The organism is Streptomyces sp. NBC_01460 (assembly GCF_036227405.1).
Taxonomy (GTDB): domain Bacteria; phylum Actinomycetota; class Actinomycetes; order Streptomycetales; family Streptomycetaceae; genus Streptomyces.
The window spans coordinates 3,269,361-3,293,346 of record NZ_CP109473.1 but is presented as its reverse complement, the minus strand read 5'-3'; the positions used below and the strand labels follow the sequence as shown (position 1 = coordinate 3,293,346).

At 69.8% G+C, this 23,986-nt stretch carries 24 protein-coding genes and 1 tRNA gene; 14 read left to right on the top strand and 11 right to left on the bottom strand.

The window, feature by feature from the left end; genetic code table 11:
- Window positions 1-51 precede the first annotated feature (51 nt).
- The 5 genes from OG488_RS14605 to OG488_RS14585 all read left to right on the top strand — a co-directional run bounded on the left by OG488_RS14605 (window position 52) and on the right by OG488_RS14585 (window position 7,418).
- Window positions 52-2,385, top strand: coding sequence for a xanthine dehydrogenase family protein molybdopterin-binding subunit (locus tag OG488_RS14605; RefSeq protein WP_329229433.1), 2,334 nt, complete (start codon window positions 52-54; stop codon window positions 2,383-2,385).
- A gap of 143 nt (window positions 2,386-2,528) precedes the next feature.
- Entirely contained in the window at window positions 2,529-2,957 is a 429-nt protein-coding gene (locus tag OG488_RS14600; protein WP_329229431.1) for a hypothetical protein, read from the top strand.
- Between the two features lie 19 nt (window positions 2,958-2,976).
- On the top strand, window positions 2,977-5,325 hold the full coding sequence (locus OG488_RS14595) for a DUF6571 family protein (RefSeq protein WP_329229429.1): 2,349 nt from the start codon (window positions 2,977-2,979) through the stop codon (window positions 5,323-5,325).
- A 35-nt stretch (window positions 5,326-5,360) separates the two neighbouring features.
- Window positions 5,361-6,026, top strand: coding sequence for a hypothetical protein (locus OG488_RS14590; RefSeq protein WP_329229427.1), 666 nt, complete (start codon window positions 5,361-5,363; stop codon window positions 6,024-6,026).
- 378 nt (window positions 6,027-6,404) lie between these two features.
- The gene (locus OG488_RS14585) at window positions 6,405-7,418 is read left to right on the top strand and encodes a MarR family transcriptional regulator (RefSeq protein WP_329229426.1); all 1,014 of its coding nucleotides are present in this window, start codon (window positions 6,405-6,407) and stop codon (window positions 7,416-7,418) included.
- Here OG488_RS14585 and OG488_RS14580 read toward each other — a convergent pair.
- A complete protein-coding gene (locus OG488_RS14580; RefSeq protein ID WP_329229424.1) occupies window positions 7,335-7,826 on the bottom strand; it encodes a hypothetical protein in 492 nt (163 codons plus the stop codon). The two genes, OG488_RS14585 and OG488_RS14580, sit on opposite strands and share 84 nt — an antisense overlap.
- Window positions 7,827-7,910: 84 nt before the next feature.
- On the opposite strand from OG488_RS14580, the gene OG488_RS14575 reads away from it, so the two are divergent.
- Window positions 7,911-8,726, top strand: a complete 816-nt coding sequence (locus OG488_RS14575) for a helix-turn-helix domain-containing protein (RefSeq protein WP_329229422.1) — start codon at window positions 7,911-7,913, stop codon at window positions 8,724-8,726.
- On the top strand, window positions 8,723-8,971 hold the full coding sequence (locus OG488_RS14570; RefSeq protein ID WP_322984984.1) for a DUF397 domain-containing protein: 249 nt from the start codon (window positions 8,723-8,725) through the stop codon (window positions 8,969-8,971). Before OG488_RS14575 ends, OG488_RS14570 begins: the two co-directional genes overlap by 4 nt.
- Window positions 8,972-9,189: 218 nt before the next feature.
- Here OG488_RS14570 and OG488_RS14565 read toward each other — a convergent pair whose 3' ends face one another.
- Entirely contained in the window at window positions 9,190-9,753 is a 564-nt protein-coding gene (locus OG488_RS14565; RefSeq protein ID WP_329229419.1) for a hypothetical protein, read from the bottom strand.
- 202 nt (window positions 9,754-9,955) lie between these two features.
- Window positions 9,956-10,027, bottom strand: a tRNA-Cys gene (locus OG488_RS14560).
- A gap of 198 nt (window positions 10,028-10,225) precedes the next feature.
- On the opposite strand from OG488_RS14560, the gene OG488_RS14555 reads away from it, so the two are divergent.
- The 6 genes from OG488_RS14555 (at window position 10,226) to OG488_RS14530 (ending at window position 16,269) form a co-directional block, all read left to right on the top strand.
- Complete coding sequence (locus tag OG488_RS14555) at window positions 10,226-11,692, top strand: MFS transporter (RefSeq protein ID WP_329229417.1); 1,467 nt, start codon at window positions 10,226-10,228, stop codon at window positions 11,690-11,692.
- Window positions 11,693-11,726: 34 nt separating this feature from the next.
- Window positions 11,727-11,924, top strand: coding sequence for an Arc family DNA-binding protein (locus OG488_RS14550; RefSeq protein ID WP_114249050.1), 198 nt, complete (start codon window positions 11,727-11,729; stop codon window positions 11,922-11,924).
- Window positions 11,924-12,292: a type II toxin-antitoxin system death-on-curing family toxin gene (locus OG488_RS14545; RefSeq protein ID WP_329229413.1), complete on the top strand. Its 369-nt coding sequence runs from the start codon at window positions 11,924-11,926 to the stop codon at window positions 12,290-12,292. Before OG488_RS14550 ends, OG488_RS14545 begins: the two co-directional genes overlap by 1 nt.
- 162 nt (window positions 12,293-12,454) lie before the next feature.
- Window positions 12,455-14,236, top strand: coding sequence for a DEAD/DEAH box helicase (locus OG488_RS14540; RefSeq protein WP_329238653.1), 1,782 nt, complete (start codon window positions 12,455-12,457; stop codon window positions 14,234-14,236).
- Window positions 14,237-14,717: 481 nt separating this feature from the next.
- Window positions 14,718-15,359: an IclR family transcriptional regulator gene (locus OG488_RS14535; RefSeq protein ID WP_109881333.1), complete on the top strand. Its 642-nt coding sequence runs from the start codon at window positions 14,718-14,720 to the stop codon at window positions 15,357-15,359.
- A gap of 121 nt (window positions 15,360-15,480) precedes the next feature.
- The gene (locus OG488_RS14530; RefSeq protein ID WP_329229410.1) at window positions 15,481-16,269 is read left to right on the top strand and encodes a S16 family serine protease; all 789 of its coding nucleotides are present in this window, start codon (window positions 15,481-15,483) and stop codon (window positions 16,267-16,269) included.
- On the opposite strand, the gene OG488_RS14525 is transcribed toward OG488_RS14530, so the two are convergent.
- The 8 genes from OG488_RS14525 to OG488_RS14490 form a co-directional block, all read right to left on the bottom strand.
- Window positions 16,199-17,530, bottom strand: a complete 1,332-nt coding sequence (locus OG488_RS14525; protein ID WP_329229408.1) for an MFS transporter — start codon at window positions 17,528-17,530, stop codon at window positions 16,199-16,201. The two genes, OG488_RS14530 and OG488_RS14525, sit on opposite strands and share 71 nt — an antisense overlap.
- Window positions 17,531-17,532: 2 nt before the next feature.
- Window positions 17,533-17,715: a hypothetical protein gene (locus OG488_RS14520; RefSeq protein WP_329229406.1), complete on the bottom strand. Its 183-nt coding sequence runs from the start codon at window positions 17,713-17,715 to the stop codon at window positions 17,533-17,535.
- Between the two features lie 13 nt (window positions 17,716-17,728).
- A complete protein-coding gene (locus tag OG488_RS14515; protein WP_329229404.1) occupies window positions 17,729-18,340 on the bottom strand; it encodes an ArsR/SmtB family transcription factor in 612 nt (203 codons plus the stop codon).
- 150 nt (window positions 18,341-18,490) lie between these two features.
- Window positions 18,491-19,459 (bottom strand): glycine betaine ABC transporter substrate-binding protein, encoded by a 969-nt coding sequence (locus OG488_RS14510; RefSeq protein WP_329229402.1) that lies wholly within the window; start codon window positions 19,457-19,459, stop codon window positions 18,491-18,493.
- Window positions 19,456-20,310 (bottom strand): ABC transporter permease, encoded by an 855-nt coding sequence (locus OG488_RS14505; RefSeq protein ID WP_329229401.1) that lies wholly within the window; start codon window positions 20,308-20,310, stop codon window positions 19,456-19,458. Before OG488_RS14505 ends, OG488_RS14510 begins: the two co-directional genes overlap by 4 nt.
- Window positions 20,307-21,578, bottom strand: a complete 1,272-nt coding sequence (locus tag OG488_RS14500; protein ID WP_329229398.1) for an ABC transporter ATP-binding protein — start codon at window positions 21,576-21,578, stop codon at window positions 20,307-20,309. The genes OG488_RS14505 and OG488_RS14500 overlap by 4 nt, the downstream gene beginning before the upstream one ends.
- Complete coding sequence (locus OG488_RS14495) at window positions 21,571-22,218, bottom strand: ABC transporter permease (protein ID WP_329229396.1); 648 nt, start codon at window positions 22,216-22,218, stop codon at window positions 21,571-21,573. Before OG488_RS14495 ends, OG488_RS14500 begins: the two co-directional genes overlap by 8 nt.
- Window positions 22,219-22,234: 16 nt before the next feature.
- Window positions 22,235-22,708 carry an Lrp/AsnC family transcriptional regulator gene (locus OG488_RS14490; RefSeq protein WP_329229394.1) on the bottom strand — a complete coding sequence of 158 codons (474 nt, stop codon included), beginning with the start codon at window positions 22,706-22,708 and terminating at the stop codon, window positions 22,235-22,237.
- 122 nt (window positions 22,709-22,830) lie between these two features.
- On the opposite strand from OG488_RS14490, the gene hppD reads away from it, so the two are divergent.
- Entirely contained in the window at window positions 22,831-23,976 is a 1,146-nt protein-coding gene (gene hppD / locus OG488_RS14485; protein WP_329229392.1) for a 4-hydroxyphenylpyruvate dioxygenase, read from the top strand.
- The last annotated feature ends 10 nt before the right edge of the window (window positions 23,977-23,986 follow it).

The following is a 23,986-nucleotide window of genomic DNA, read 5'->3' as shown; positions in this document are numbered from 1 at the left end:
GGTCACCCCCACCACCAGCCGCCGCGGCGGAGCGAACGACAAGGAGGCGGCGTGACCAGCGACGCAGCCACCGCGACCAGCACCACGCACACGGCCCCGCCACCCGAGGGCCCCGCCCCGGACCAGGAGCCGCCCGCGCTCGGACTCGGCACCTCGCTGCCGCCCGCCGACGCCCGCGCCAAGACCGAGGGCACCTTCCCGTACGCGGCCGACCTCTGGGCCGAGGGGCTGCTGTGGGCCGCGTTGCTGCGCTCGCCGCACCCGCACGCGCGCATCCTGTCGATCGACACGACGGCCGCCGCCGCCATGCCCGGTGTGCGCGCGGTCGTCACGCACGAGGACATCCCGGGGGACGGGTCGTACGGCCGCCGGATCGTCGACCGTCCCGTGTTCGCCTCCGACCTCGTGCGCCACCACGGCGAGGCCATCGCCGCCGTCGCCGCCGACCACCCCGACACCGCCCGGCTGGCCGCCGCGGCGATCGCCGTCGAGTACGAGGTCCTCGAACCGGTCACCGACCCCGAGAAGGCCTTCGCCGCCGAGCCCCTCCACCCCGACGGCAACCTCATCCGCCACATCCCGCTGCGCTACGGCGACCCGGACACCGTGGGCGAGGTCATCGTCGAGGGCCTCTACCGCATCGGCCGTCAGGACCCCGCCCCGATCGGCGCGGAGGCAGGCCTCGCCGTGCCCCGTCCCGACGGGGGCGTCGAGCTCTACACGGCGTCCACCGACCCGCACACCGACCGCGATCTGGCCGCCGCCTGCTTCGGCCTGGACCCCGAGCACGTCAAGGTCGTCGTGACCGGTGTCCCCGGAGCGACCGGCGACCGCGAGGACCCCGGCTTCCAGATCCCGCTCGGCCTGCTCGCCCTGCGCACCGGCTGCCCGGTCAAGCTGGCCGCCACCCGCGAGGAGTCGTTCCTCGGGCACGCCCACCGCCACCCCACCCTGCTGCGCTACCGCCACCACGCGGACGCCGAGGGCAGGCTGGTCAAGGTCGAGGCCCAGATCCTGCTCGACGCGGGCGCGTACGCCGACTCCTCGTCCGAGTCCCTGGCCGCCGCCGTGGCCTTCGCCTGTGGCCCGTACGTCGTCCCGCACGCCTTCATCGAGGGCTGGGCGGTCCGTACGAACAACCCGCCCTCCGGCCATGTGCGCGGTGAGGGCGCGATGCAGGTGTGCGCCGCGTACGAGGGCCAGATGGACAAGCTGGCGGCGAAGCTGGGCGTCGACCCGGTCGAACTCCGGCTGCGCAACGCCCTGTCCACGGGTGACATCCTGCCCACCAGCCAGACCGTGACCTGCCCCGCACCCGTCGCCGAACTCCTCGGCGAGCTGCGGGACTTCCCGCTGCCCGCGCTCCCCAAGGACGCGCCCGAGGACGACTGGCTGCTCCCCGGCGGCCCGGAGGGGGCCGGCGAGCCCGGCGCCGTGCGCAGGGGCGTCGGCTACGCCCTCGGCATGGTCCACATGCTCGGCGCCGAGGGCGCCGACGAGGTCTCCACGGCCACGGTCCGGGTCCACGACGGCGTGGCCACCGTCATCTGCGCGGCCGTCGAGACCGGACAGGGCTTCACCACGCTCGCCCGCCAGATCGTCCAGGAGACCCTGGGCGTCGAAGAGGTCCACGTGGCGGCGGTGGACACCGACCAGCCCCCCGCGGGCCCGGCGACGCACGGCCGGCACACCTGGGTCTCGGGCGGTGCGATCGAACGCGCCGCCAAGATGGTCCGCACCCAGCTCCTCCAGCCGCTGGCCCACAAGTTCGGCATGTCCACGGAGCTCCTCCAGATCGCCGACGGCAAGATCACCTCGTACGACGGTGTGTTGTCCACGACGGTCATGGAGGCGATGGACGGCAAGGAGCTCTGGGCCACCGCCCAGTGCCGCCCGCACCCCACGGAACCCCTGGACGACTCCGGGCAGGGCGACGCGTTCGTGGGCCTGGCCTTCTGCGCCGTCCGCGCCGTGGTCGACGTCGACATCGAGCTCGGCTCGATCCGGGTGGTCGAGATGGCCGTCGCCCAGGACGTCGGCCGGATCCTCAACCCGTCCCAGCTGGCGACCCGTATCGAGGCGGGCGTCACCCAGGGCATCGGCGCGGCCCTCACGGAGAACCTGCGCACCGCCCGGGGTCTGATCCGCCACCCGGACCTCACCGGGTACGCGCTGCCGACGTCGCTGGACGCGCCGGACATCCGCATCGTGAAGCTGATCGAGGAACGCGACGTGGTCGCCCCCTTCGGCGCCAAGCCCGCCTCGGCGGTGCCGGTGGTCACATCCCCCGCCGCGGTGGCCTCGGCCGTCCGCGCCGCGACGGGCCGCCCGGTCAACCGCCTCCCGATCCGCCCGCAGGCGGCGGTGGCGACGCCCAAGTCCTGACCCGACGCCTGTCGTTCTCCACCCGCGATCGAACGGCTGTCGGTCGAAAGGCTGTCGTGCGGCGGGAACCGATACGGTGATGAGGTCGGTGGCCGCATGTCTCGGACAAAGCGGTCTGCAATACGTGGGACGAGGGGAAATTCGTGTCGTTCGAGGAAGAATGGGCGGAACTGCGTGCGTCGGCGGCCCAGCGGACCGCCATGCAGATCAACCACGTTCCGGCCGAGGGCGGTAATGGCGGCGGTAGCGGCGATCTGGTGGTCAATCGGGACGACCTCGGCGCTATCGGAAATGACGCCTATGACCTGCGGGTGAAGGTGTCGCGGGAGGGCGATCACGCCCGGCCTGCCACCTTCGACGCGGCGATCGCGCTCACCAACGGCAATTTCGCGAGTGGTTCGGCAGTGCTCAAGGTGCATGACCGCTGGAACACGCACCTGAAGACCCTGCTGGATTCCCTTGCACACATATCGAATCACCTCGACTACACCAAGGCCCAGCACGCGAAGGACGATGTGAAGGTTGTGGGAGATCTGGCGCCGATCTCCAAGCTCACGGAATACATGAACTAGCGGTCGGGGGACTACGCGCATGCTGAAGTACGAGGACATAGTCGACGCCCCCGTGGGCAAGCTGAAAGCCGCGGCCGACGACTGGTCGAAGATGGCGAGCGACCTGCAGAAGCTCGCCACCGAGGCCACCGACGGGATGAAGGGCAAGGCGGACAAGGCGGAGTGGGAGGGCCTCAACGCCGGGGTCACCAAGGCATTCGTCAGCAAGACGGCCAAGGAGGTCTCGGATGCCGCAGCCGAGGCCAAGGGCGTGCAGCAGATCCTCGAAGAGGGTCACACCGCCATCAAGAAGGCCAAGGACGACCTGGTCGACATCCGGGACCACGAAGGTCCGGCGGCCGGGATCAAGGTGGACGGCAACGGCAAGGTCACCGCGCGCCACCCGGTCGAGGACATGCCTCCCCAGCAGAAGGCGCACGACCCCGACTATCCCGAGCTCGTGCGCCAGCAGAAGGCGAACATCGCCTCCTGGCAGAAGAAGATCGACCTGATCGTCGACAACTGCAACGACACCGACGTGTCCTTCAAGAACTCCCTCGAAGCCAACGTCACCGACCGCAAGGACTTCAGCGCCCCGAAGTACACGAAGATGGACCAGGAGGAGGCCGCCCGGGCCGCAGCGCTGGCTTCCAAGGGCCGCGACATCACCCACACCGAACTCCAGCAGCTCAACGAACTGCTCGCGGACAACAGCAAGTCGGTGGAGTTCTCGAAGAACTTCTACGAGAAGCTCGGCCCGGAGAAGTCCCTGGCATTCTTCGGTCAGCTCTCCACGGACACGTACGAGTACGGGAAGCTCGACAAGGAGCGGCTCAAGGACGTCCAGGAACTGCAGAAGAACCTGGGCCTCAATCTGGCCACAGCCTCCCACGACAAGGCGTTCTCCGACGAGTGGGGCCCCGAGCTCCGCAAGATGGGCACGGAGCGCGTCCCGCTGGCCAAGTACGACTCCAACGGGCCGTACGGGTACCAGCTGCTCGGCGGCATCATGCGGTACGGGAACTACGACAAGGCGTTCCTCAACCCGATCGCCGAGCATGTGGCGCAGCTGCACCAGAAGGACCCGTACATGTTCGCCGACAACAAGGTGGTGAACAGTCCGTTCAAGAACCCGTTCAACCCGTCCGGCGTCAACGGCGCGGGTTACGACCCGGCGACCGCCATGCTGGAGGCGCTCGGCAACAGCCCGGACGCGGCCAAGCACTTCTTCAATGACCCGCCGACCGCGTACAACGAGGACGGCACGGTCAACCGGGGCGCAACGGCCGATCTCGGCAAGAACGGCGACGAGCCGATCAAGAACTACCTCGACTTCTTCGGCAACGAGAAGTGGGAGTCCTTCCCGGACGTCAACTCGCTCGACGAGGAAGAGCTCAAGAACTCCCTCAACCAGATGCCCGACGCGCTGGGGCACGCGCTGGAGTCGGCCACCCTCGGCTACCCGGCCGGGCACCCGGACGCCAGTGTGGTGCGGGACGCCGACAACGCGGCGGTCATGCAGCAGGTCATGGAGAAGTACGGGGCGGACGCCGGCTTGCTCAAGGAGCACGAGGCAATGGCGGACAGCGTCGGGACCATGGGCGCCGGCTACATCGATGACATCAACTGGGCGCTGGACAGGAACGATCCGAACAGCCCGTTCGCGCCGGGCAAGAATGCAGAAGGGCACCTCGACTTCTCGGACACCGATGACCGCAACGGCCGCGGCGTCGTCCGAGGCTTCCTCAGCACACTTGGCCAGCACCCGGACGCCTACGCGACGGTCTCGGCCGCAGAGCAGGTGTACACCCGCAGCGTGCTGGAAGGGCAGGTGGGCGCGGACGGAAAGATCGACCAGGGCGCCGCCCGGGCGGCCGTACACACGGGTTCCGAGGTGCAGGGCATGCTCGACCAGTCCCGGGCGGACCAGGTGGCGGCGACGAACCTCAAGACCCACGAGGACTACGAGAAGGCTGTCGAGAAGCGCTCGGGTTGGATCGAGTTCGGGGCCGCAGCGGGCGTGGCGGCGGGTGTGGCCTTCCTACCCGCGACCGCGGCCGTGGGTACGGCGGCGATCCTCATTCCGCTGGCGACCGACACTGCCAGTGGTGCTCTGGAGCAGGGCATCGGTCAGATGGTCGGCGACATCTCCGACAACTCGGTGGACGAGCACAAGGAGAAGGTGGACGAGCTCACCCGGGACGAGAGGACCAAGGTCTATTCCTCCGGCGAGAGCCTGGCCGAGTCGCCGATGGATGAGTTCATGCGGCAGAACGGCGTGACCTCCGACAGCGCCTTCGGGCAGGACCTGAAGGAATCCATGAGGATCGGATACGCAACCGGTAATGACCGCGAGGACCAGCAGGGCAACGACCCGGAGACCGGCTGAGGCCGGTGGTCGGCCGAGGACACAGAAGGATGAAGATGGCGATCAGTCATAGGGCCGTGCGCGGGGCATTCCTCGGCGCGGCCATGGTGAGCCTCCTGGTTCTCGGAACCACCGGCTGCGGGGGAGCGGACGACGAAGCCGCGAAGGGGCCCGATGTGGCCGTCGCAGGGACAGAGCTCTGCGGCGGCGATGCGGTCTCCGCCGACGCGGCGAAGTCGCTGAAGGTGATCACGGGGGTGTCGCGGTTCGAGGGGTCGGGGATGGAAGGCACCGTCGCGAATGCCGCAAGGAAACTCGGTGAGGCGTCCGTCTCTTCCTCTACCGGCGATGGGGACGTCTGCCGTGTCTACGCGCCGGACGACGAGCTCCGGATCACCTGGCAGCTGTCCGGCAGCGCCCCGGCGGACGACCCCGCCTCGAAGTTCACCGTGCTGAAAATGGGTGAGCGGGCCCTGACCGCGACGGACGGCGCGTACCTCCGGTTCGCCTGCCGGAGCGGGAAACTGCCGGGTTCGGAACCGGCCCACATCGACATCGGCGTCGAGCGCGGAGGCATGCCCACGGATCCCGAGGGCGCCCCCGATGCACTGAAGGACGCCTACGCGACCGTGGCCCACTCCTTCTCCCTCGCCATGGCGAAGGAACTGGGCTGCGAGGACAACGCGGGGCTGCCCGAGACTCCCGATCTCACGCCGAAGTAGATGTCCAGCGGGGTCGGATGGTGACCTCGGCGCTCGGGGCCCGAGTCTCGGGGCCCGAGCGCCGGGTGTGGCGCTGTCACTCGTTCGGGGAGTCGAGGGATGCCTGCGGGCCGACGCTTGAGCTTCGGGATTCGAGGGCTGAGACGCGAGGGCCGAGGTTCGAGCGGTGTTGTCCATCCGGGGGGTAGGTAAGGGCTTTTGGGGAAACCTTCCCTCCCTCCCCACCCCGTCACGGCCAGCATGTATGACTAATTGTGATCAAGTTGCAGCGGAGAGTTGCTGTTGCTTACGGTGCCCACGACGAGACGACCCCGACACGGTGTTTGGCGCACCGGCCGGGGTCTGACCCAAGATCGCGCACCCAAGAAGGACGATCTCGTGGCTATCCAGCACCCTAGCTCCGCCCCGCCCGCTCCCGCAGCCTCGCGCCCGTACCGCAAGGCGCACACCGGCTACGGCAAGCAGACCGTCCCGGCCCAAGGCCCCTCCGGTGCGGGAGCTTTCGCCTTCCTGCCCGAGCGGGAGCGCTATGTCGCCGGGTATGTCGACCAGCTGCCCGACGGTGCCGCCATGGACATCAAGTCGCTGGCCAAGGACCTGCCCTTGTACGGCCAGATGGCCATCGGCACCGCGCTGCGCGCCCTCGCCGTGGCCGGACACCTGCGTCGCGTGCGCTGCCGGGTGGAAGGGGCAGGGCAGTGCCGGTGGGTGACGCTCACCTACTGGTCCCGGACCGCCCACGACAACGAGTGGTGGATCGCCAGGCTCGCAGGTGAGGCTGCCCCATCCCCGGAACAGGCGCCCGCACCCTCCGCCGAACCGGCGGTCGTACCCCGACAGCGCACTGCGGAGCGACCCGGCCCCAACCCGCCCCCGGCGCCGCAGGAGGAGCCGGGCGCGGGCACCCCCTCGGCTGTCGCGGACCCTTCCCCCGCCTACCTCACCCTCGCCGAACTCGGCCGCAGCGAGCCCCGCCTGGCGCTCTCCGCCGCCGACTGCGCCGCGCTGGAACCGCTCGCCGCCGCATGGTTCGCGCGAGGTGTGAGCGCCGACTACCTGACCTCTGCGCTCACCGCCGGACTGCCCGAGCGCATCGGATCGCCCATCGGCCTGGTGCGCCGCCGCCTCACCGACAAGATGCCGCCCCACCTGCCCACGGCACCCGCACCGGCCCAGGGCGGTCTCCCCGGCACCCCCGCCCGCAGCGTCCTGGTCGAGTGCACCGACTGTGGCCGCCCCGGCCCTGCGGAAGCACTCCCGGACGGCCTCTGCCGCCCCTGCGGGACCACGCACCAGCCGGCGGAATCGTCAGGGGCCGCAGCCCCGGCCGAGGTCGAACGCGACGTCCCTGCCCTCGTCGCGAGCCTCCGCAACCTGATGCGCACCCCCTGAGTAGTCATATGTCGGGCCGAGTTGGGCCATCACCAGCCCGTACAGCAGCTCCGCGTCCACGAAGTCCCCGTCCTGCGGCGGCCCGCACCGCCAGCTCAGCGGGTACGTGTTGCCGTGGGCGGCCGGAATCCCCACGTACTGGTCGCGGGCCGCCGGGCCGAAGCACTTCGCGCCGGGCGGCCAGTCGAAGTCCTGGCTCGCGCCGGGTTCCAGCAGGAAGTACGTCCACCGCGCCCCTGCGATCTCCCGCACGACGGGCCCCGGATCGCCGTCCGTGAGGGTGGCGAGGTGGTGCAGCACCGCCTCCCCCCGGACGCCGCGCAGTCGGATGGCGTCGAAGTGAATTCCGATGAGGCGGAGTTGGAGCCCCGATGCCGGTACCCATTCGGGGACCTTCTTGCTCGTCATGGCTATGAGCATCGCGGTGACTGCGTAGCGTGACCAGCAGGACGCGATCCACATCCATGCGATGTGGGGAGGGTGGTGACGGCTGTGGGGACGAGTGGCGAGACGACGCGTGGGCGTCGGCTGGTGGGGGAGCTGATCCGCATCCACCGGGTGCGGGCGGGGCTCACACAGAAGGAGGCGGCGGAGCAGCTGCTGATCTCGGAGTCGCTGATGGGCGCGGTGGAGCGGGCGGAGCGTATCCCTTCGCGCGACCTGCTGATCGACGCGGACCGGGTGTTCGGTGCGGGCGGGGCGCTGAAGGCGTGCTGCGAGCTGGTGGACGAGGAGAAGTACCCGCCGAAGTTTCTGGACTGGGCGAAGCTGGAGCGGAACGCGCGGGTGATCAGCGCGTACGAGACGATGCTGATCCCGGGCCTGCTCCAGACGGAGGCGTACGTGCACGCGCTGTACCGGTCGCGCGTACCGGCGTACACGGAGGACGAGATCGCCCGGCACGTCGGAGCGAGGCTGGAGCGGCAGACGGTGCTGTCGCGCACGCCGCCGCCGCGCATCGGGTACGTCATCGAGGAGTCGGTCCTGGACCGGACGCTCGGCGGGCCCGAGGTGCTGAAGGAGCAACTGCGGCACGTGCTCGACTGCGTGGAGCGGCTCAACCACCTGACGGTGCAGGTGATGCCGTCGGCTCAGCACACGCATGCGGGGTTGAACGGGCCGATGCAGCTGATGTCCACGGTGGAGGGCCGCACTTTGCTGTTCGCGGAGGGGCAGGGCGGAGGTAGGTTGCTTTCGAAGCCGGAGCAGGTGGGCGACATGTTCGACCTCTTCGGCATCCTGCGGGCCCAGGCGCTCAATCCCTGGAAGTCCGTGGAGGTCATCGAGACGAAGGTGAGGCAACTGTGAGCGACGGGCCCGGACTGTCCTGGTTCAAGTCCAGCTACAGCAACAACGAGGGCGAGGCATGCCTCGAAGTCGCCTACGACTGGCACAAGTCCAGCTACAGCAACAACGAGGGTGGAGCCTGCGTAGAGGTGGCCACCTGTCCCCACACCGTCCACGTCCGCGACTCCAAGGTCACCGACGGCCCCACCTTCACCGTCACCCCCGCCGCCTGGACCGCATTCGTGGCGGGTGCGGCCAGGGGCTGACCGCAGCCCGTGGTCCGGGTAGCACCGGCCCGCCTGGATGATCAGTCGTGCCCCTCGTCGGCTCGTTCTACGGAGACCTTGTACGAGGGCCCCTTGCCCACACCGGCCTTCCCGACGGCCGCCTCGATCAGTGAGGTGCGGCCGTCTGTCGCACATCAGGCCGACGGTCCCGGACGCCCGGACGGCGCGGCTCGCCTGGCTCCCACCGCGCGGTGAGGTCACTGACAGGCCGCGGACTGCTCGACCGCCTTGGTGTGGTCGGTGATCAGACTCTTCATGGCGGCTTGGTCGTCGATACCGGAGTCGAGGACCTGGATGATCGTGAAGAGACTCATCTCCGGGTGGTCCGACGACGTGCACGAAGCAACCTTGCCCACACCGGCCTTCCCGGCGTAGACGAACCGGTAGTCGTCGGACGCCGCCCCGCCGTCCGTGCCGTCGTAGGCCTCCGCGACTGTCGTCGCCGTCTCTCCCCTCCCCCACCATGTCTGGGCTAGGCGCAGGGCCGTCCTACCGTCCACGGACACGTCGCAGCGAGTCGTCCCGCCGTTCGGCTTCGAGGGTGTCGCCGAGACGGAATCCCCACCTGGCAGCAAAGCCTTGACCTGTGCGGGGTCCACGTCGACCCCGCACAGCGACGTGGGCACGGTGTACTTCTTCTCTGCCTTGTCGTCGCCGTCGCCGGAGCACGCCGACAGGCTGGAGGCGAGGACGACGACGGCCGACAGGGAGACGGCCGTGTCGGTGAATCGGTGACGCCGGAGAGTTCCACGGACGGGCAAGGCAAGCAGCCTTTCGAGGTTCGGACGGGGATGATCAAACCTCTCAAGTATCAGGGTCGTTTGATTGCCGGCGACGGGCAGGAGGGGACCTGAAGGCGATCACTGGTTCCGCAATGGCGACGCCGCACCCACGGCTGGCGTACGCAGAAACGGCCGCCCCCATGACATGGGGGCGGCCGTTCCCTTTCGGGTCTTCCGCCGGAGGCCGTGACCGGATTCGAACCGATGTAACTCGAGTTGCAGTCGAGCCCCTGAACCACTCGGGCACACGGCCGTGCGTTTCTTGATCTGCTGTCGACCGTACGGGGCCGGTGGGGCGGGTCTCAAGGTCTGGGGCTGGGCCGCAACATGACTGCCATGCCGCGTTCACGATCGCGGTCCGGGCGAAGCTTCGGTCGTACGACGAAGGGACCAGTTCGATACCGCCCACCGACAGGGGTCACCCGGTGTTGCGGCCCTTACTCTGGGGCTCATGACTGCCCTGGAACCCCGTGACGCCGAGGTCACCGCCGCCCTCGTGGAGACCACCGTCGACGAACCGGCGGAAGGCGTACTCGGGCGGACCTACCGGGCGCTCAGCATCGGCATCGTCTCCGTCGTCCTGCTCATCGCCTTCGAGGCGACCGCCGTCGGTACGGCGATGCCCGTCGCGGCCAGGGAGCTGCACGGCATCCCGCTCTACGCGTTCGCCTTCTCCGCGTACTTCACCACCAGCCTCTTCGCCATGGTGCTCTCCGGGCAGTGGGCCGACCGGCGTGGGCCGCTCGCCCCGCTGGCCACGGGGATCGGCGCTTTCGGTGCCGGACTGCTGCTCTCCGGGACCGCGGGCGGCATGTGGACGTTCATCCTGGGCCGGGCCGTCCAGGGTGTCGGCGGCGGGCTCGTGATCGTCGCGCTGTACGTGGTCATCGGGCGGGCCTATCCGGAACGGATCCGGCCGAGCATCATGGCCGCGTTCTCGGCGGCGTGGATCGTCCCGTCCGTCGTGGGACCGCTCGCCTCCGGGACCGTGACGGAGCACCTCGGGTGGCGCTGGGTCTTCGTCGGGATCCCGGTCCTCATCCTTCTGCCGCTCGGACTCGCACTTCCCGCGATACGGCGGATGGCGGGCGGCCCCACGGACGCGGACGCGGCGGCGGAGCCGTTCGACGGGCGCCGCATCCGGCTCGCGCTCGGCATCTCGGCGGGCGCCGGGCTGCTCCAGTACGCGGGGCAGGATCTGCGGTGGCTCTCGCTGCTGCCGGCGCTGGCCGGTGCCGCGCTGCTCGTCCCCGCCGTACGCGGGCTGCTGCCCCGGGGGACCCTGCGGGCCGCGCCGGGTCTGCCCGCCGTGATCCTGCTGCGGGGCATGTCGTCCGGCTCCTTCATCGTCGCCGAGTCCTTCGTCCCGCTGATGCTCGTGACCCAGCGCGGTCTGTCCCCGACCCTGGCCGGCCTCTCCCTGGCCGCGGGCGGTCTGACCTGGGCACTCGGTTCGTACGTGCTGGCCCGGCCCAGGCTGGAGCCCCACCAGGGGGCACTCATGATGGCGGGCATGGTGCTCGTGACGCTGGCCGTCGTCGCCGCGCCGAGCGTGCTCATCGAGGCGGTACCGGTGTGGACCCTGGCCGTGGTCTGGGGCGTCGGGTGCTTCGGCATGGGCATGGTGATCGCGTCGACGAGCGTGCTGCTGCTGAAACTGTCGGCCCCGCGGGAGGCGGGTGCCAATTCGGCGGCCCTCCAGATCTCGGACGGCCTGTCCAACGCGCTGCTGCTCGCCGCGGGCGGTGCGGCGTTCGCCGCGCTCGGTGGCGGCGCGGTGGGCGCGGCTGCCCACGGGGCGGTAGGCAGCGAGGCCGCCGTCGCGCACCCCGGGGCGTTCGTGGTGGTGTTCATGCCGATGGCGGCGGTGGCGCTGGTGGGGGTGTGGGTGGCGAGCCGGGTGGGGGAGAAGCCTTAAGGTACCGTGTGGTACTACGCGGTACCATCTACTCATGGCTGGTCTGAATCTGCGGTTCACCGAGGAAGAGCTCGACGCCCTGCGTGCGCGCGCAGAGTCGGAGGGGCGGAGCATGCAGTCGTTCGCCCACGATGCGGTGATCACCGCCATAAACGAGCACTCGCGCCTCTTCAACGAGGCAGCGGACCACGTGCTGAAGGTGAGTGAGGAGCTCAACCGGAGGCTGGCCTGATGCAGTACCTGACACTCCCCGAGCTGCTGAACCTCACCGATCGGCTCGGGACGGCAGAGGTGCGCGACTACGGGTTGCTCGAATCAGCTCTGGCTCGTCCCCGAGCGAGCGTTTTCGGCCAGGACGCCTATCCGGACGTGTGGCAGAAGGCCGCAGCGCTGATGGAGTCTCTGGCCCGGAACCATGGCCTCGTGGACGGCAACAAGCGCATCGCCTGGTACGCGACCTGGGTTTTCCTGCATATGAACGGGCATCCACTCGACGCGGACTTCGATGTGGACGAGGCCGAGCGATTCGTCCTGGACACATGTCAGGGCGTGCTGGACATGCCGAAGATCGCCGAACAGCTCCCCAAGTTCGCCAAGTAGTCGCCGCCTGTGAGGCGGGTCTCAGCGGCACCCGGTGACGGCTGGTCCGTACGGGGTTCCGCCCCGCCCGCCGGTAGGGTGGCCCGGTTGTCGTATCGCGTGCGGGCCGGTTCCGGCCCGTACGGCCAGCGCCCCACGTACCCGAGTGCCGAACCGGAGACCGTGACTACTACCGCCTCCCACCACCTCTCACCCGCCTTTCCCGGCCGCGCCCCCTGGGGTACGGCCGGCAAGCTGCGAGCCTGGCAGCAGGGCGCGATGGACAGGTACATCCAGGACCAGCCGCGCGACTTCCTCGCCGTCGCGACCCCCGGCGCGGGGAAGACCACCTTCGCGCTGACCCTCGCCTCATGGCTGCTGCACCACCACGTGGTGCAGCAGATCACCGTCGTGGCGCCCACCGAGCACCTCAAGAAGCAGTGGGCGGAAGCCGCCGCCCGCATAGGCATCAAGCTCGACCCGGAGTACAGCGCCGGACCCGTGAGCAAGGAGTACCACGGGGTCGCGATCACGTACGCCGGTGTCGGCGTGCGCCCCATGCTGCACCGCAACCGGTGCGAGCAGCGCAAGACGCTGGTGATCCTCGACGAGATCCACCACGCGGGTGACTCGAAGTCGTGGGGCGAGGCGTGCCAGGAGGCGTTCGACCCGGCGACCAGGCGCCTCGCGCTCACCGGCACGCCCTTCCGGTCGGACACCAACCCGATCCCCTTCGTCGCGTACGAGGAGGGCAACGACGGCATCCGCCGCTCCTCCGCCGACTACACCTACGGCTACGGCAACGCCCTCGCGGACGGGGTCGTCCGCCCCGTGATCTTCCTCAGCTACAGCGGCAACATGCGCTGGCGCACCAAGGCCGGGGACGAGATCGCCGCGCGGCTCGGCGAGCCGATGACCAAGGACGCCATCGGGCAGGCCTGGCGCACCGCGCTCTCGCCCACCGGTGACTGGATCCCCAACGTGCTGGCCGCCGCCGACAAGAGGCTGACCGAGGTGCGCAAGGGCATCCCGGACGCCGGCGGGCTGGTCATCGCGACGGACCAGGAGTCGGCGCGCGCGTACGCCAAGATCCTCAAGTCGGTCACCGGCGAGAAGCCGACCGTGGTCCTCTCCGACGAGAAGGCCGCCTCCAAGAACATCGACAGGTTCAGCGAGGACGGATCGCGCTGGATGGTCGCGGTGCGCATGGTGTCGGAGGGCGTCGACGTCCCGCGTCTCGCGGTCGGCGTGTACGCGACGACGATCTCCACGCCCCTCTTCTTCGCCCAGGCGGTCGGCCGTTTCGTACGGTCCCGGAGGCGCGGCGAGACGGCCTCCGTCTTCGTGCCGACGATCCCGATGCTGCTCGACTTCGCGAACGAGATGGAGGTCGAGCGCGACCACGTCCTGGACAAGCCGAAGAAGGGCAGCGACGAGGAGAACCCGTTCGCCGAGGAGGACCAGCTCCTCGCGGACGCGGAGAAGCTCGAGGACGAGGAGACCGAGGAGCAGCTGCCCTTCGAGGCGCTGGAGTCCGACGCGGTCTTCGACCGGGTGCTCTACGACGGCGCCGAGTTCGGTATGCAGGCGCATCCCGGCAGCGAGGAGGAGCAGGACTACCTCGGTATCCCGGGGCTCCTCGAACCCGACCAGGTGCAGCTGCTGCTCCAGAAGCGGCAGACCCGGCAGATCGCGCACAGCCGCCAGAAGCCGGCCGCCGAGGCCGACCTCCTGGAGAAGGCGGCCGAGGACCGGCCCGTGGTCACGCACAAGAAGCTGCTGGAGCTCCGCAAGCAGCTCAACACCATGGTGTCGGCCTACACACACCAGAGCGGCAAGCCGCACGGAGTGATCCACACCGAGCTGCGGAAGGTGTGCGGCGGCCCGCCCAGCGCGGAGGCGACGGCCGGGCAGATCCAGGACCGGATCAAGAAGGTCCAGGAGTGGGCCACCCGGATGCGGTGAGCCCGCCCTGACGGCCCCGGTGCGGGGGCGGTGCGAACCGCGCGCACCGGGGCCCTGTCGTTGCACGGGGAGTGCCGGACGCGGGGGCGCGCCCCTGCACGGACAGGGCGTGCGGGGGGCGCGGGCGGAAGATTTTTGCAACAGTTCTTCACGAGGTGTTAACAACCGTTCACCGGTGGTGTACGGAGGGTCGCCGCGGTGTCACGCGACTTGAACGCGCGTAGATGTTCGGGTTCCGGACGGTCCGGCGCTGACCGGCGGTTATGTGGTGCTGTTCCGGAGGGAGACCGGATTCTGGACGAGGTCTTCCGCTGAGCGGACCCGCTCGCTAATGTCCCCGAAACATGAACGCCCCGTGGCAGTGTGGCCGCGGAGCGCAGCCGGTGCCATGACCAGTCGGCGGCCTCTCGGTGCGTCGCCGTGGGACCGGCGTCGGCACCCCGGAGACAACCGCCCCGCTCACCACGAGGGAGAGGGCGTCGTGACCGCGGAGACTTCTCAGACGCTCGACCGGGGACTGCGTGTCCTCAAACTGCTCGCCGATACCGATCACGGCCTGACCGTCACCGAGTTGTCGAACAAACTCGGCGTCAACCGCACCGTGGTCTACCGACTGCTCGCCACCCTGGAACAGCACGCGCTCGTCCGGCGTGACCTGGGCGGCCGGGCCCGAGTGGGGCTGGGCGTGCTGCGCCTCGGCCGTCAGGTGCACCCGCTCGTCAGGGAGGCCGCGCTGCCCGCGCTGCGTTCCCTGGCCGAGGACATAGGGGCCACCGCGCACCTCACGCTCGTCGACGGATCGGACGCGCTCGCGGTCGCCGTCGTCGAGCCGACGTGGACCGACTACCACGTGGCCTACCGGGCCGGCTTCCGTCACTCCCTGGACAGGGGCGCCGCGGGCCGGGCGATCCTCACGGCCCGGCAGAAGACGGTCGACCACCCCGGCTACACGCTCACCCAGGGTGAGCTCGAAGCCGGTGCCTGCGGGGCCGCGGCACCCCTGGTCGGGGTCTCCGGGGTGGAGGGCAGCGTGGGCGTGGTGATGCTCGCGGACGCCGTGCCGGAGCGGGTCGGGCCCCGGGTCCTGGACGCGGCCCGCGAGGTCGCCGACGCGCTGCGCTGACCGGACCGCCGCCGGACCGGCCCCGGAAACTCCCGGGCACGGACCGACCCCGGAACGCCGGACCGCCCCGGTGGCGCCGGGGCGGTCCGTGCCCGGGGGGTGTGGCGGATAGATTGGGCAGGTGGCCATTCGTCTCTCCCGCCCCCGCGCCCTCGCCCTCTGCGCCCTGCCCGTTCTCGCCCTGTTCGGCACGGCGGCCTTCGCGCCCCTGCCGTTCACCGTGGCTCAGCCGGGCAGTACCGCCGACGTCCTGGGGGAGGACAAGGGGACGCCGGTCATCACGATCAAGGGCGCGCCGACCCGCACCACCGACGGCGAGCTGCGGATGACGACGATCCTCGCGACCGCGCCGACGGCCGACGTCGGGATCGGGGACGTGGTGGACAGCTGGTTCAGGGCGGACCGTGCGGTCATGCCGCGCGACTCCGTCTATCCGACCGGTGACTCCGAGAAGGAGATCGAGCGGCACAACCTCCAGGACATGGAGGAGTCGCAGAACGTCGCCGTCGACGCCGCCCTGAACTACCTGGACAGGAAGCCCGGCTCGGTCGACATCACCCTGCACCTCGCCGACGTCGGCGGTCCCAGCGCGGGCCTGTTCTTCTCGCTGGGGATCATCGACAAGCTGGACGGCGACGGCTCCGGCGGCGACCTGACCGGTGGCCGCGACATCGCCGGCACGGGGACGATCGAAGCCGACGGCAAGGTCGGCGCGGTCGGCGGGGTCTCCCTCAAGACGCAGGCCGCCCGGCGCGACGGTGCCACCGTCTTCCTCGTGCCGAAGGCCGAGTGCAAGCAGGCGAAGGCGGAGAAGCCGGAAGGGCTGCGGCTGATCCCCGTCACGACACTGGAGAGCGCGGTGTCCTCGCTGCGGGCGCTGGACCAGGGCGGCACGGTTCCGAGCTGCTGACCGAGGGCTCCGGGCTGCCCATGCCGCGCCAGGCGGGGAAGACGAGCGGGCTCAGCGTCGCCAGGAAGTACACCCCGCCCATCGCCAGCAGCGCACCCGTCGCGCCCATGCCCTCGACCAGCAGGCCCGCCGCGAGGCCGCCGACCGGCATGGCGAGCTCGCAGCCGGCCGTGAGCGCGCCGGACACCCGGCTCCGCAGCTCCTCGGGGACACGCTCGTACGTCACCGTCGTCAGGATCGGGTTGAGCATGCCGCCGGCGACGCCTCCCAGCGCCATGGTGACCGCGAGGGGCAGTGTCGTCCCGGTGAGGGCCGCGACGGCGAACCGGGGGGCTCCGCACAGCACCACGCACACCGCGAACACGGTCCGCCGCGAGAAGCGGTGCCCGACCGCCCCGTACAGCAGGGCGCCCGTCAGTCCGCCCGCGCCGAACAGCGCGGTGAGCAGGCCGAGATCGGTGGCGCCGCCCAGCTCGCCCTCGGCGTGCACGGGCAGCAGCACGGCGTTCCAGCCCTGGTCCGTCCCGTTCATGAACATCACCATGACCACCACGGCGAGCAGCAGCCGGTTGCCCAGCAGGTAGGCGTAGCCCTCGCGCAGCTCGGCACGGTACGTGCGCAGGGAGACCGGGGCCGCGGCCTTGCGTGGCTCGGCCGCGCGGATCCCCCGTACGCCCCCCGCGACGAGCAGGGCGGACAGCGCGAAGGTGGCGGCGTCCAGCAGGAGCACGGTCTCGGCCCCGACGACGGCGATCAGTACGCCCGCCAGCGCGGCACCGACCATGCGGGCGCCCCGCGACACCGCATCGAAGAGGCTCGCGGCGCGGGCGAGCGTGGTGCCCGCGTGCTCGGCGAGGTCGGGCACCAGGACGTAGCGCGCGGTGTTGCCGGGCGTGTGGGCCAGCCCGTTCACGGCCATCAGCGCGCACAGCATCCAGAAGTGGAGCGCTCCCGCGTGGTGCAGCAGCGGGACGGCGGCGACGGCGGCCGCGCACACCGCGTCGGAGGCCACGGCGACCCGCCGCCGGCCCAGCCGGTCGATGACGGGCCCGCCCACCAGGGCCGCGACGACGATCGGCAGGGTCGCGCAGAAGGCGACGACCCCCGCCTTCCCGGCGCTCCCCGTGGTCTCCAGGACGAACCACGGTACGCCGATGAGGGTCAGCGAAGTCCCCGCCGTGGATATCGAGTTCGCCGCGAGGACGGCCACCAGCGGAGTGCGGTGCGGCGTGTGTTCCTCCCCGTGCCTCCCCCCGTCCACGGTCACACCGCCCGTGGGGCGTGGGCCCGTGCGGGGGGAGCCTGGGTCAGCTTGAGTCCGAGCTCGATCATCGTCCAGCCCATGCGGTGACGGATCCCGGGACGCGTCGGGCGCAACTCGGTTGCCTCGTCGTGGAGTTCGGCGGCGCGGTAGGTGTGCAGCAGGATGTGGATGTCGCTGTGCATGACGGTGATCCCCTCATTCGGTGGGGCGCGGGAACATGTGGAGGTGGGTGCGGACGACTGCCGATCCCTCGGTGCCCTCGGGGACGCGGCCCCGGTAGCTGTTCACCAGGTCCTGGATCTTCTGGGCGAGCTCCTGGGACAGCTCCGGGGTGAGCCGCACCTTGAAGTCGCTGAGGTCGAAGCTCTCGCGCCACTCCTCGGGCCACTCGTGCATCGTCCCCAGCCAGGTGTTCAGCTCCTGGGCGTGCGTGGACGCCGACTCGTGGAGCAGGACCCCGATGGCGCCGCGCACTTCGGCGTCCGGGTGGTCCAGGAAGCTGCTGCTGTCGAGGGTGGTGCCCATGTGGACGGCCTTCCACCACCGCTCGCGCCCCTTGCCGCGCTCCGGGGCGTCCTCGACGAAGCCGTACGTCGCGAGCTGCCGCAGGTGGTAGCTGGTGGCGCCGCTGGACTCACCGAGGCGCTCGGCGAGTCCGGACGCCGTGGCAGGGCCGAACTCCCGCAGGGCGTTGAGCAGGCGGATGCGCAGGGGGTGGGCGAGCCCGCGCAGTGTCCGGACGTCGATCTTGTGGATGTTCATTTCGTCCGCGCCGGGTGCGCGGCCCTCGGGCTCGTTCGATGGCATGGCACGACCATAAGGTTGCAAAGACTGCTTTGCAACCTGTTTTTTGCAACGACTTCTTTGTATGGGCGCCGAACGGTCGGACGCGACAACGCCGGGGCCCGTACCGCGCGTTGCGGTACGGGCCCCGGCGTGCGTACGGAGGCGGCTGCCTCAGCCCTCCTGGATGAATCCTTCCTGCACGAGCCAGTCCTTCGCGACCTCGTGCGGGTCCTCCCCGTCGACGTCCACCTTGGAGTTGAGCTCCTGTGCGAGCCGGGTCGTCAGCTTCTCGGTGACCGGAGCCAGAAGTTCGGCGATCTCCGGGTACTTGTCGAGGGTCGCCGTGTGGATGGCGGGCGCGGCGTTGTAGTTCGGGAAGAACTGCTGGTCGTCCTCGGTGACGTCGAGGTTCATCGCCTTGATCCGGCCGTCCGTGGTGTACACCTCGCCCAGCAGGCAGCCGCCGGTGTTCACCTGGGTGTAGATGATCCCCGCGTCCATCTTCTTGATGTTCGCGGCCGGCAGCTTCATCCCGTAGTGCTTCTGCATGCCCGGCAGTCCGTCGTCGCGCGAGGCGAACTCGTTCTCCACGCAGACGGTGACGGCCTTCGGGTCCTTCTTGGCGAGCGCGGCCACGTCCGACAGGGTCTTCAGGTGGTACTTGGCGTTGTTCTTCTTGCTGATGGCCAGGGCGTACGTGTTGTCGAGGGTGGCCGGCGGCAGCCAGGTCACCCCGTTGCCGATGTCCTCGTCGCGCACGGCCTTCCACTGCTTCTGCGGGTCGACGATGGGCTTGGCGTGGCCCAGGTAGGTGATCCACGCCGTGCCCGTGTAGTCGTAGAGCGCGTCGGCGTCGCCCTTGACGACCGCCTCACGCGCGCTGATCGACCCGGGCAGGTTCGTCCGGTCCAGGACCTCGGCACCCGCCGCCTTGAAGACCAGGCCCATGATCTGGCCGAGGATGATGTTCTCGCTGAAGTTCTTCGAGGTCACCGTCAGGGACGCGCCCTTGAGCGGCTGCCCCTTCCCGATCGACCCGGGTTCCACCTCGTCCACCAGCGGTGATCCGCTCTTCAGCCCGCATCCCGTGAGCAGGAGGGCGAGCGCGGCCGCCGATGCCAGGCCCGTACGTACCCTCACGCTTCCTCCAGTCCACGCGGCGTCAGCCACAGTTCGACCAGCGAGGCCAGCCAGTCCACCAGCAGTGCGAGCACCACCGTCAGTACGGAACCGAGCACCAGCACGGGCATGCGCTGCGTCTGGATGCCCGAGGTGATCAGGTCGCCGAGCCCGCCGCCGCCGCCGAAGGTGGCGAGGGTCGCGGTGCCGACGTTGAGCACCAGGGCGGTGCGTACGCCCGCCAGGATCAGCGGGACGGCGAGCGGTAGCTCGACCTTGGTGAGCGTCCCCGTCGCCGACATGCCGATGCCCTTGGAGGCCTCGACCAGCGTCGGCTCGATGGCGTTCAGCCCCGCCACCGTGTTGGAGAGCACCGGCAGGACCGCGTAGATCACCATGCCGATGATGGCCGTCGAGGGGCCGATGCCCAGCCAGATCACCAGCAGGGCCAGCAGCCCGATCGCAGGCGTCGCCTGGCCGATGTTGGCGAGGGCCGTGACGCCGGGGGCCGCCTTCTTGAGGCCCCGCCGGGTCAGCGCGATGCCGAGCGGGATCGCGATGATCAGCACCCAGAAGGTGGAGATCGCGGTCAGCCGGACGTGCTGCCACCAGCGCAGCTGCACGGTGTCACCGGCCAGCGAGTTCTGCGCGACCGAGTCGAGGTCGACGTTGGTGATCCACAGGTAGGTCACGACCAGGACGACCGCGCAGACGGCCGGCACCAGCACGAGCTTCTTCCAGGTGAGACGGCGCGCCGGACGGGACGGCGAGGGGGTGGGCTCCGCCTCCTCGTCGCGGAAGGGGTGGCCCTGCACGTCGTGCTCGCCGGGGGGCCGTTCCCCCTTGGGGGGTGCCTGATGACTGGGGGTCACAGCCCGCCGTCACCCCCCTCGAGCTCGTGCTCGGTCCGGTGGACGCGCAGCTCCTCCAGGTCGTGCTCGTGCTCCATCGCGGCGAGCCGGTCGGCCTCCAGGAGCTCCTGCACGGAGTTCATCAGGGTCTGCATGTCGACGACCCCGATGAACTCACCGCGTCGTCCCGTCACGGCGACCCGCCCGCCGCTGTCGGTCAGGACCGCCTCCAGCGCGTCGTGGAGGGTCGCGTCCCGGGTCACCGTGTCGTGCACCAGCTGCCCGGCGCGGGCCAGCGAACCCTTGGCCCGCATCAGGTCACCGCGCCGCAGCCACTTGTAGGGACGGTTGCGGCGGTCCAGCATCAGCAGCTCGCTGTGCCGGCCGTCCCGCAGCTTGTTGAAGATCGACTGGAGCGGGTCCTCGACGGTCACCGTCGGGAAGTCGGCGATGCCCACGTCCCGTACGCGGGTGAGGTTGAGCCGCTTCAGGGCCGCGCCCGCCCCCACGAACCCGGAGACGAAGTCGTCGGTCGGGTTGGTGAGGATCGCCTCGGGGGTGTCGAACTGCGCGATGTGCGACCGCTCCCGCAGGACGGCGATGCGGTCGCCGAGCTTGATCGCCTCGTCGAAGTCGTGGGTGACGAAGACGATCGTCTTGTGCAGTTCGTGCTGGAGCCGGATCAGCTCGTCCTGGAGGTGGTCGCGCGTGATCGGGTCGACGGCGCCGAACGGCTCGTCCATGAGCAGCACCGGGGGATCGGCGGCGAGGGCGCGCGCCACGCCCACACGCTGCTGCTGGCCGCCGGAGAGCTGGCGCGGGTAGCGCCCGTGGAACTCGCGGGGATCGAGCCCGACCAGGTCGAGCATCTCCTCGACGCGGTCCTTCACGCCGGACTTCGACCAGCCCGTCATCTTGGGCACGAGCGCGATGTTCTCGGCGACCGTCATGTGCGGGAAGAGGCCGGAGGACTGGATCGCGTAGCCGATCTTGCGGCGCAGCTTCACCGGGTCCATGTCGGTGACGTCCTCGTCGTTGATCTTGATCCGCCCGGAGGTCGGCTCGATCAGACGGTTGATCATCTTGAGCGTGGTGGACTTCCCGCAGCCGGAGGGGCCCACGAGGATCACGGTCTCGCCCGCCTTGATGTCCATGGACACGTCGTCCACGGCGGGGGCGGGGCTGCCCGGGTAGGACTTGCTGAGGTTCTCCAGCCGGATGGTGGCGCCCGAGGTGGTGGCCGGGCGCGGCCGGTCCTGCTCCGTCGACGCGGTGGTGGTCTCAGGCACGGATCCCCCTAGGGATGGTGAGCCGCCCGAGCAGGACGTACGCGGCGTCGAAGAGCAGGGCGAGGATGACGATGCCGACCGTGCCGGCGAGAACCTGGTTGATGGCGTTGGCGCTTCCGAGTGAGGCGAGGCCGCGGAAGATCTCGTTGCCGAGTCCGGGGCCCGAGGCGTAGGCGGCGATCGCGGCGATGCCCATCAGCATCTGGGTGGAGACCCGGATGCCGGTGAGGATCGGCGGCCACGCGAGGGGCAGTTCCACTTTGAGCAGTCGCCGGGTCCGCGACATGCCGATGCCCTTCGCCGCGTCGACGAGGGTCGGGTCGACCCCGCGCAGCCCGACGATGCAGTTGCGGACGATGGGCAGCAGCCCGTACAGCGTCAGGATGATCACGGTGGGCGGGACCCCGAGGCCGACCAGGGGGATCAGCAGACCGATCGCGGCGAGCGACGGAATGGTGAGGATCGCCGAGGTCGACGTGATCGCCAGGGAGCCGCCCCACCCGCTCCGGTAGCTGACGACACCGATCAGGACGCCGAGGAGGGTGGCGATGACCATGCACTGGAAGACGGCGCTGGCGTGCTGATACGTGTCAGTGAGCAGTTGCTGGTGGCGGGTGCCCACATACTCCCAGAAGTTCACATGTTGCTCCGTAGGCTCAGTCGGTGTCCCCTGCAGCCTGCTCAACCAGCGGGATAATACGCAGCGGCACCGGGTTTTCCATGACGATCGCCGTGGAAGCCCGGACAATGCCATCAAAACCGACCACGCGGTCGATCACCCGCTGGAGATCGGCGTTGGAGCGGGCGACCAGGCGGCAGAGCATGTCCCCGTGCCCGGTCGTGGTGTGCAGCTCCAGCACCTCCGGCACGCCGCGCAAATGGGCCCGGACGTCGGCGCCTTGGCCCTGCTTGATCTCCAGGGTGGCGAACGCGGTCACGGGGTAGCCGAGCGCCGCCGGGTCGACGTCCGGGCCGAAGCCCCGGATGACGCCATTCGATTGAAGCCGGTCCAGCCGGGCCTGCACCGTCCCGCGCGCCACCCCGAGACGCCGCGACGCCTCCAGTACACCGATACGGGGCTCACGGGCCAGCAGCACGATGAGCCGGCCGTCCAGATGATCGATCGCCATGATCCGCCTCCTGATGGTCAGCCTGTACGGATAGCCCGCCCATCCTGGCGTCCCGCTGCACAGATTGACCAGGGGATCGACGAACTGTTGCGCACCTTGCGAACCGGCGGGAACCTTCGGACATGACTGAGACTGTGCACACCACCCCCGACACCGCCCGGCAGGCCGATCCCTTCCCGGTCAAGGGAATGGACGCGGTGGTCTTCGCGGTGGGCAACGCCAAGCAGGCGGCGCACTACTACTCGACCGCCTTCGGCATGAAGCTCGTCGCCTACTCCGGCCCGGAGAACGGCAGCCGCGAGACGGCGAGCTACGTCCTGACCAACGGTTCGGCCCGCTTCGTCCTCACCTCCGTCATCAAGGCGTCCACCGAGTGGGGCACCTTCCTCGCCGACCACGTGCACGCCCACGGTGACGGCGTGGTCGACCTCGCCATCGAGGTCCCCGACGCCCGCGCGGCCTACGCCTACGCCGTCGAGCACGGTGCGCGGGGCATCACGGAGCCGTACGAGGTCAAGGACGAGCACGGCACGGTCGTCATGGCCGCCATCGCCACGTACGGCAAGACCCGCCACACGCTCGTCGAGCGCGGCGGCTACGACGGGCCCTACCTCCCCGGCTACGCCGCCGCCGACCCGATCGTCGAGCCGGCCACCAAGCGCACCTTCCAGGCCATCGACCACTGCGTCGGCAACGTCGAGCTCGGCCGGATGAACGAGTGGGTGACCTTCTACAACACGGTCATGGGCTTCACCAACATGAAGGAGTTCGTCGGCGACGACATCGCCACCGAGTACTCCGCCCTCATGTCGAAGGTCGTCGCCGACGGCACGCTGAAGGTCAAGTTCCCCATCAACGAGCCGGCGATCGCGAAGAAGAAGTCGCAGATCGACGAGTACCTGGAGTTCTACGGTGCCGCGGGCGTGCAGCACATCGCGCTCGCCACGAACGACATCGTCGCGTCCGTGAAGGCGATGCGGGCGGCCGGCGTGCAGTTCCTGGACACCCCGGACTCGTACTACGACACGCTGGGGGAGTGGGCGGGCGAGACCCGCGTCCCGGTGGAGACGCTGCGCGAGCAGAAGATCCTCGTCGACCGTGACGAGGACGGCTACCTGCTGCAGATCTTCACCAAGCCGGTCCAGGACCGGCCGACCGTCTTCTTCGAGATGATCGAGCGGCACGGTTCGATGGGCTTCGGCAAGGGCAACTTCAAGGCCCTGTTCGAGGCGATCGAGCGCGAGCAGGAGAAGCGCGGCAACCTCTAGGCATCCGGAC